Below are 8,522 nucleotides of genomic sequence, written 5' to 3'. Positions count from 1 at the left end.
AAATTGTAAAGATAATAAAACATATAATGTATTTAATAAATATTACTCAAGTTAATTTAAAGCATTTGGTCTAACACAGCAAAGATAAGGGGAAGATTTGATTGTAAGAATTTACTTTAGTCAAATGCGGTTAAGCTTTATTATGGGGATAAAGAAACGGATAAGAGTAAGCAATGAAATTGGACGGTTCTGTTTGGGTTTCATTAATTTTTGTTTTAACTGTTGTATCGGGGGTCTGACCTGCATATTTATGCGGGAAAGGCTGTTTGTGCGGCCGAATATGATGTTGGTTGAAGGCTGAAACGATACTCTTTTAAGTTTGGGAGATAACCATGAACCATAAAAATGTTCACACCAATGTTAAACCCCGTCTGCTGGCAGTTTCTGTTGCAGCCGGTTTGATGGTTTTAGCTTCTGGCGCACAAGCCAATGTGGCTTATGTAACCGGCACCAAAAGCAGTGTTGATTATGTGAGCGTAGGCGGCGCAACCAATAACCCTAACCCCTCTACAAACGGCAATAAAGACAGCTTGGGCGCAAGCGGCCGTTACGGCGTGGCCGTCGGCTGGAATGCTGCGGCCAAAGACCAAAGCACCATCGCCATCGGCACTGGCACCAATGCCAATCTGAATGCCGGCGTGGCCATCGGTTCTTTGGCACAATCTAACGGCGTTGCCGCTACCGCTTTGGGCGGTCAGGCCAATGCCGGTGCTTACGCCTCTACCGCTATCGGCCGTCAAGCCAAATCTACCGGCGGCTCGAGTACTGCCGTAGGTACTAATGCCGCTGCCTCTGCTTCTTACGCTGCCGGTTTCGGCGGCGGCGCCCAAGCCAGCGGAAACTTTGCAACTGCTTTGGGCAGCCAATCTAAAGCAACCGATGTAAGCGCTACCGCTGTCGGCAGCAGCGCGAATGCCAGCGGAATCGCTGCAACCAGCGTAGGCGCAAACGCCCAAGCCTCTGCAGTGGCTTCAACTGCATTGGGTAACGCTGCCAAAGCAAGCGGTGCCAATGCCGTTGCCATCGGCCGCAATTCCAACGCTTCTTCTGCCAACAGCATTGCCCAAGGCACCAGCGCCCAAGCAACTGCTTTGAATGCCGTTGCCATCGGTAACGGTGCGGTATCGTCTCATGCCGGTTCGGTAGCTTTGGGTTCTGCCTCTAGAACTGCTCCTGCCCAAGGCACAAACAGCGCCACAGTAGGCTCGCTGACTTACGGCGGCTTTGCCGGTACTGCTCCCGTGGGTACGGTAAGCGTGGGTTCTTCAGGTGCCGAACGTACCGTAACCAACGTAGCGGCAGGCCGCATTACGGCAAACAGCACCGATGCCATCAACGGCAGCCAACTGCACAGCCTGTCTGAAAAAGTAAACCAAAACGGCGGCAACATCACCAACATCAACAATCAAATCACCAACATCAACAACCGTGTGGGTGATTTGGACAAAGACCTGCGTGCGGGTATCGCCGGTGCTACTGCTATCGGCTTCCTGCAACGTCCGAACGAAGCCGGTAAGAGCTTGGTATCTGCCGCTGTGGGCGGTTACAAAAACCAACAGGCTTTGGCTTTGGGCTATGCGCACAACTCTGACAACAACAAGTGGTCTACCAAGTTCGGTGTGGGCGTAAACACCCGTAAAGACGTGAACTGGGGCGCCAGCTTGGGTTACCAGTGGTAATGACCTGCGGGGCCGTCTGAAACGGGCGGCCTGTTTAAGCTAAAGAACGAATCGAATCAAAGAATGATCGAAAGGAAATCATAATGAAACTGTCTGCATTGATTTTACCTCTGGCAGCTGCACTGACACTGGCAGCTTGCGGCAACCTGAGCAAAGTAAGCAAAGACGGCATGACCGACAACCCGGTATGGCCCAACCCTGAAAAAACCACTTTCCGCCACAGCGGTTCGCAACACGGCTCTTGGCCCAACTGGGATAACGTGCGCCAAATCGAAGCCGGTATGAATAAAGACCAGATCTACAACCTGATCGGCCGCCCGCACTTCAACGAAGGCCAATACTTCGTGCGCGAGTGGGACTACCTGTTCAACTACCGCGAAGACGGTCAACACAAAACTTGCCAATACAAAATCTTGTTTGACAAGAAGATGAACGCGCAAAGCTTCTTCTGGCTGCCGGAAGGCTGCGGCCCGAAAGCCAAAGCACCTGAAGTTGTGCGCGAAGTGATCATCCGCGAAGTGGAAACTTCTCCGAAGCGCATCCGCCAATAATTTGTGATGAAAACTGTTGCAGTTATTGCCGCCGTGCTGCTCGGCCTGAGCGTTCATGCTCAGGCGGGCAGCACGCCGCATTTGAAGCGTAAAGCGGTGGTGCATACCGACAGGGCGGAATTGTGTTTGGAAAACAACCGCTGCTACCCTGTGTTAATCGGTAAAACCACACCCAAGGGTACGTTCGACCTGAATATCGTCAAAACCAACTGGCGCGGCTATGGCGGCGATGTGATGAAATTCAAAGAAGAAGGCGACTTTATGTTCGCCGTTCACCGCGTGTGGACACTCAAACCCGAAGAGCGGCGTTTGGAAAGAATTGCTTCTTCGCGAGTAAAAGACCGTATCATGACCAACGGCTGCATCAATGTAACCGATGATGTTTACGAAAAACTCAAAGCCTATTTCGTGCTCGAAGTATTGTAATGCTTGAGAACAAGGCAACCATATCAAAAGGCCGTCTGAAATATTTCAGACGGCCTTTGTTTTCTTACCGCATTATACGTATCAACGCTCGAAGTGCAGGAACTGCATGTGCCGTTCGTATTGGTTCAGAATGTCGATAATAATCTGCTCTTTGGTGTAGCCGACGATATCGTAATCCTGACTGCCTTCGCTCAAAAACACCTCGGCGCGATAATATTTATCCTGTTCGCTTCTGGGCGCGATATTACCGGCCTGACCGAGTGCAAACACGGGTTTGATGGCCTCAATCAACCGCACTTCATAAAGAAAATCCACTTCTTCGCCGTGCAGCACTTCCAGCTTGAATACATGTTTTTCTTTATCTTCCGTGAGCTTGGTTTCAATGCCTTTTTCCTGTAACTCGTGCGCCACTTCGAGCATGGCCGGTTGCAGCGTTTTGATCATAAAGCGCAAAGCGGTTTTCGCACTGGGAAAATCGACCAAACGGCTCAAGCGGTTGCGCCAGTTGCGGCCGTCGTCGAGCACCATCGCTTTATCGATTTGCGTGGCTTTGCGTTTATTGCCTTCTTGGCGCAGGCAGATCCACATCGAAATCATATACACCACCAACACCAGCGAGAACGGCAACCCTGCCACCACCGACACCGATTGCAGCGAGCTGAAACCGCCGGCAAACAGCAGGCCGAGCGTAATCAGGCCGGTGGCCGCCGCCCAGAACAAACGCAGCCAAATCGGCGCGTCGGCACCTGAAGCCAGATTGCGCGAACTCAGATTTGCCAACACCAGCGCTCCCGAATCGGCCGAAGTCACGAAGAAAATCAGCCCGATAATCACCGCCAGAAACGACCACAGCGAAGCGAGCGGATAATGTTCAAACAGCGCAAACATGCCCATTGCCGGGTTTTCCAGCGCCGTTTTGCCCAACTCGACCGCGCCGTTGTTCACCAACTCAATCGCGCTGTTGCCGAAAATCGAGAACCACGCAAAGATAAAGCCGAGCGGGATAAACATCACGCCGAACACAAATTCGCGCAAGGTACGGCCGCGCGAAATGCGGGCGATAAATAGGCCGACAAACGGCGCCCATGCCACCCACCACGCCCAGAAGAAAATCGTCCAAGCCGATTTCCATTCCGCGCCTTTCTCGCCCGTGTAGGCATACACTTGAAACGTTTTGCCGAGCAGCGTTTGGAAATAATCGCCGATGTTTTCCGTGAGTGCGTTCAGCAGGAATACCGACGAACCCATCACCAACAGCGCGATCAGCAGAAACGTCGCGCCCAGCATATTGATTTCAGACAGACGCCGCACGCCGCGTTCCACGCCCGACATGGCCGACAGCCCTGCCACCACTACCACCGAAATGATAATGGCCGCCTGAACAAACTGGCTGGCGGGAATACCGAACACATGGCTCAAACCCGCATTGGCCTGCAATACGCCGATACCCAAACTGGTGGCGATACCCAACAGCGTACACACCACGCCGAAGGTATCCACCGTATTACCCAGCCAGCCGTCGGTGCGTTTTTGGCCGAACACCGGCACCAATGCGCTGCGCAGAGCCAGCGGCATGTCTTTACGGTAGGCGAAATACGCCAAAGCCATACCGATTAAGGCGTAGATGCCCCAACCGTGCAGCCCCCAATGCAGAAAGGTTTGCGACAAGGCCGCACGCGCCGCTTCGGGTGTGCCGCCTTCGCCGGTATTGGGCGTGAGATAGTGCGCCAGCGGTTCGGACGCGCCGAAAAACAGCAAATCAATGCCGATGCCCGCCGAAAACAACATCGCCGCCCACGCCAAAAAAGGGAAATCGGGTTTGTCTTGATCTTTGCCCAGCTTGATGTCGCCGTAGCGGGAAAAGCCGACAAACAGCGAAAAAATCGAATATGCCGCCACCACCAGCATGTAATACCAGCCGAAATGGTCGGATACCCAGCGCAGCGAGCTGCCGAGCACGTTTTCGCCGATTTCCGGAAACAGAATGGTAAACTGAATCAGGGCGACAGAAATCACTGAAGCGGCGGTGAAAACGGTTTTGTTCACCGCCAGCTTGGGCGCGTCTGCCGCCGTGGAATTGGGTGCACTGTGCATGTATCCTCCTTTTTATGGTTTTTATGTTTTCAGACGGCCTCTCAAACCGGTCTGCTTGCTATTAAATTAAAGGCCGTCTGAATCATCGACTCGCTGAAGTCGAAAATATTCGGGCTGATTGCTTATCCGTCCGATAAGGCCGTCTGAAAACACGATTCAGACGGCCTCAACCAGCCCTTACGCCCTGCGCTTCGGTTCGCCGCGTATCGGCGCGCCGTCGGCCACATAATAATCCGCCGTAGATTTCGGCAACGGCTGGCGGCCGCGGATTTTGTCGGCGATTTTCTCTGCCAACATAATCGTTGTGGCGTTCAGATTGCCCGTGATGATGTTCGGCATAATCGACGCATCGACCACGCGCAGGCCGTCGATGCCGTGCACGCGGCCTTCGCCGTCCACCACCGCATCGTTGCCCTCGCCCATCGCGCAGGTGCACGAAGGGTGGTAGGCCGTTTCGGCGTGTTGGCGCACATATTCGTCGAGCTGCTCGTCGGTTTGTATGCTTTCAGACGGCGTGATCACCGCGCCGCGATAGCGGTCGAGCGCGGGCTGGTTCATGATTTCGCGCGTGATGCGGATGGCGGCGCGGAACTCTTCCCAATCCTGTTCGTGGCTCATGTAGTTGAACAGAATGCTCGGATGCTCCGCCGGATTGCGCGATTTCAGCTTGATGCGGCCGCGGCTGGGCGAGCGCATCGAGCCGACGTGCGCCTGAAAACTGTGCGACTTGCTGGCGTTGCGGCCGTCGTAGCGCACGGCAATCGGCAGAAAGTGATATTGGATATTCGGCCACTCGAATTTTTCATGCGAACGGATAAAGCCGCCGCCTTCAAAATGATTGGTCGCGCCCAAGCCCGTACCCAACAACAGCCATTCCGCGCCGATGGCAGGCTTGTTCCACCAATTCGTTGCCGGCGCAATCGACACCGGCTCTTTGCACTCATACTGCATGTAAAGCTCGAGATGGTCTTGCAGATTGTTGCCCACACCCGGCAAATCCAACACCTCGCTCACACCCGCCTCACGCAGCCATTCGCCCGGGCCGACGCCGCTGCGTTGCAGAATCTGCGGCGACGCAATCGCCCCCGCACACAGCAGCACTTCGCGGCGCACTTCGATGCTGTGCGTTTGGTTTTGATGGCTAAAGCGCACACCGCGCGCGCGTTTGCCGTCAAACAGAATCGTGTCGGTAAGCGCGCCGGTGAGAATCGTCAGCCGCTCGCGGTGTTTCGCCATATCCAGATAACCGCGTGCGGTAGAAGCACGGCGGCCGCGCGGCGTCACAAACCTGTCCATCGGGCCGAAGCCTTCCTGCTGATAGCCGTTCAAATCGTCGGTGCGCGGATAGCCCGCATCCACGCCTGCCTGAATCATGGCCTCAAACAGCGGGTTTACATTCGGTTTGGCAGTAGTTACATGAATCGGGCCGCTGCCGCCGTGGTAATCGTTTTCGCCCGCATCGCGGTGTTCGGCCTTTTTGAAATAAGGCAGGCAGTCGAGATACGTCCAGTCTTCCAAACCGGGGATTTTCGCCCAATGATCGAAATCCAGCGCATTGCCGCGGATATAGCACATACCGTTAATCAGCGAAGAACCGCCCAAACCCTTGCCGCGCCCGCAATCCATACGGCGGTTGTTCATAAACGGCTCGGGGTCGGTTTTGTAGCCCCAGTTATAAGTCAAACCTTGCAGCGGCATCGCCAGCGCAGCGGGCATCTGCGTGCGGAAATCCAAACGGTAGTCGGGCAGGCCGGCTTCGAGCAGCAGCACCGATACATTTTCGTCTTCCGTCAGCCGCGCCGCCAACACATTGCCCGCGCTACCCGCGCCGATGATGATGTAGTCGTAAGTGGATTTTAGGGTCATGGGTTTCCTTTTTAGTGTGTGGTTTTCAGACGGCCTTTATGTTTTGCAGGCCGTCTGAAACAGATTTTGAAACGGATCATGTGATACGGCAGGCTAATCCAAACATTCGGCATGAATGTCGTACAGTGGTCATCCTTAGGGGTAAAAGGCCGTCTGAAAAATAAGCAGTATCGGGTTTTCAACCGGCCTGAATCAAACCGCTTTTCAGACGGCCTCAAAACACCGATTGATAATCCCCCAGCTCCACCAGCACCGATTTGGTTTGCGTGTAGTGCATCAGCGTTTGGATGCCGTTTTCGCGGCCGATGCCGGATTGTTTGTAGCCGCCCACGGGCATTTGCGCGGGCGATTCGCCCCAAGCGTTGATCCAGCAGATGCCCGCCTGAAGTCTGCCGATGATGCGGTGGGCGCGTTTTACGTCGGGCGTAACCACGCCTGCGGCCAAGCCGTATTCGGTGTGGTTGGCGCGCACGATCACTTCTTCTTCGGTGGTGTAGGCCAAAATGCTCATCACGGGGCCGAAGATTTCTTCGCGGGTAATCGCCATATCGTCGGTGCAGTCGGTGAACACGGTAGGGGCAACATACGCGCCGTGTTCCATGCCGTTTTCTTTCAGACGGCCTCCGCCCGCCAGCAACCGTGCGCCTTCCGCTTTGCCTTTTTCGATATAGCCCAGCACTTTTTCCATGTGCGGAAAGCTTGCCAACGGGCCGAAGTTCACGTTTTCGTCGAGCGGGTCGCCGGCGCGGATGCGGGCTACGCGCTCCAGTACTTTGGCTTCAAACGCTTCTTTTTTGTTTACCGGCACAAACACGCGCGTGCCGTTGGTGCAGACTTGGCCGGAGCTGTAAAAATTGGCCATCAGGGCGATGTCGGCGGCAAGGTTCAAATCGGCATCGTCGCAAATAATCAGCGGCGACTTGCCGCCCAGCTCCATCGTGACTTCTTTCAGGGAAGAAGCGGCGGCTTGCGACATCACTTTTTTACCCGTCGCCACGCCGCCGGTAAACGACACTTTGGCAATCTGCGGATGGTTGCTCAAGGCCTCGCCCACGCGCCAATCGCCTTGAACCACATTAAACACGCCGTCGGGCAGACCCGCTTCGGTGAAAATTTCCGCCAGTTTCAGCGCGCCGGTGGGCGTCACTTCGCTGGGTTTGAAAATCATGGCGTTACCCGCCGCCAGCGCAGGCGCGGCTTTCCACATGGCAATCTGAATCGGATAATTCCACGCGCCGATGCCCGCCACCACGCCCAACGGCTCTTGGCGGGTGTAGGCGAAAGCGGAATCGCGCAGGGGAATTTGGCGGCCTTCGATCGCCTGCGCCAAACCCGCATAATATTCAATCACATCCGCGCCGGTAACAATATCGACATACAGGGTTTCAGACAGGGGCTTGCCGGTATCCAAGGTTTCGATGCGCGCCAATTCGTCGTTACGTTCGCGCAAAATAGCCACAGCTTTGAGCAAAATGCGGCCGCGTTCCACGGCGGTCATCGCCGCCCAAACCTTTTGACCCGCCAAGGCCGTCTGAACGGCGGTTTCGATTTCTTCGGCACTGCTTTGCTGAACGGTAGATAAAACATCACCGTTGGCAGGGTTGATATTGCTGAATGTTTCGGCTTGGGAATCGGCGGTTACATAAGCGCCGTTAATGTATGCGGTGAGTGTTTGCATGAAGAACCTCTCTTGTCTTGACCAATCGGACAGCCTGCCCGAACGCATCGCACGACACGGCAGTCAGGGTTTAGGCTCTGCAAACAGTATTGAAAAGCGGCTAACTGCCGTATATTGTGCGTAAAAGTGAATATTTTTACCTTATTGAAGCGAATTTCATTTTTACCATAACATATTTTCATAGCTGTGTCATGGCAAAGCCCCAAGCCTGAAAGCCGTTTTTCAGAC

6 protein-coding genes are annotated in these 8,522 nt (G+C 54.6%); 3 read left to right on the top strand and 3 right to left on the bottom strand.

Features of this window, described 5'->3' with window-relative positions; genetic code table 11:
* Nucleotides 1-332 precede the first annotated feature (332 nt).
* From AKG43_RS08035 to AKG43_RS08025, 3 genes are all read left to right on the top strand, one after another.
* Complete coding sequence (locus tag AKG43_RS08035; protein ID WP_054600050.1) at nt 333-1,679, top strand: YadA family autotransporter adhesin; 1,347 nt, start codon at nt 333-335, stop codon at nt 1,677-1,679.
* 83 nt (nt 1,680-1,762) lie between these two features.
* Nucleotides 1,763-2,230: an outer membrane protein assembly factor BamE gene (locus tag AKG43_RS08030; RefSeq protein ID WP_054600049.1), complete on the top strand. Its 468-nt coding sequence runs from the start codon at nt 1,763-1,765 to the stop codon at nt 2,228-2,230.
* A gap of 3 nt (nt 2,231-2,233) precedes the next feature.
* Entirely contained in the window at nt 2,234-2,656 is a 423-nt protein-coding gene (locus tag AKG43_RS08025; protein WP_369799571.1) for a murein L,D-transpeptidase, read from the top strand.
* An 81-nt stretch (nt 2,657-2,737) separates the two neighbouring features.
* On the opposite strand, the gene betT is transcribed toward AKG43_RS08025, so the two are convergent.
* From betT to betB, 3 genes are all read right to left on the bottom strand, one after another.
* Nucleotides 2,738-4,750, bottom strand: coding sequence for a choline BCCT transporter BetT (gene betT / locus AKG43_RS08020; protein WP_054600047.1), 2,013 nt, complete (start codon nt 4,748-4,750; stop codon nt 2,738-2,740).
* Between the two features lie 177 nt (nt 4,751-4,927).
* Nucleotides 4,928-6,616: a choline dehydrogenase gene (gene betA / locus AKG43_RS08015; protein ID WP_054600046.1), complete on the bottom strand. Its 1,689-nt coding sequence runs from the start codon at nt 6,614-6,616 to the stop codon at nt 4,928-4,930.
* Between the two features lie 214 nt (nt 6,617-6,830).
* The gene (gene betB / locus AKG43_RS08010) at nt 6,831-8,294 is read right to left on the bottom strand and encodes a betaine-aldehyde dehydrogenase (RefSeq protein ID WP_054600045.1); all 1,464 of its coding nucleotides are present in this window, start codon (nt 8,292-8,294) and stop codon (nt 6,831-6,833) included.
* Between the last annotated feature and the right edge of the window lie 228 nt (nt 8,295-8,522).

The organism is Neisseria sp. 74A18 (assembly GCF_001308005.1).
GTDB lineage: Bacteria > Pseudomonadota > Gammaproteobacteria > Burkholderiales > Neisseriaceae > Neisseria > Neisseria dumasiana.
This window is presented reverse-complemented; position numbering and strand designations above follow the sequence as displayed.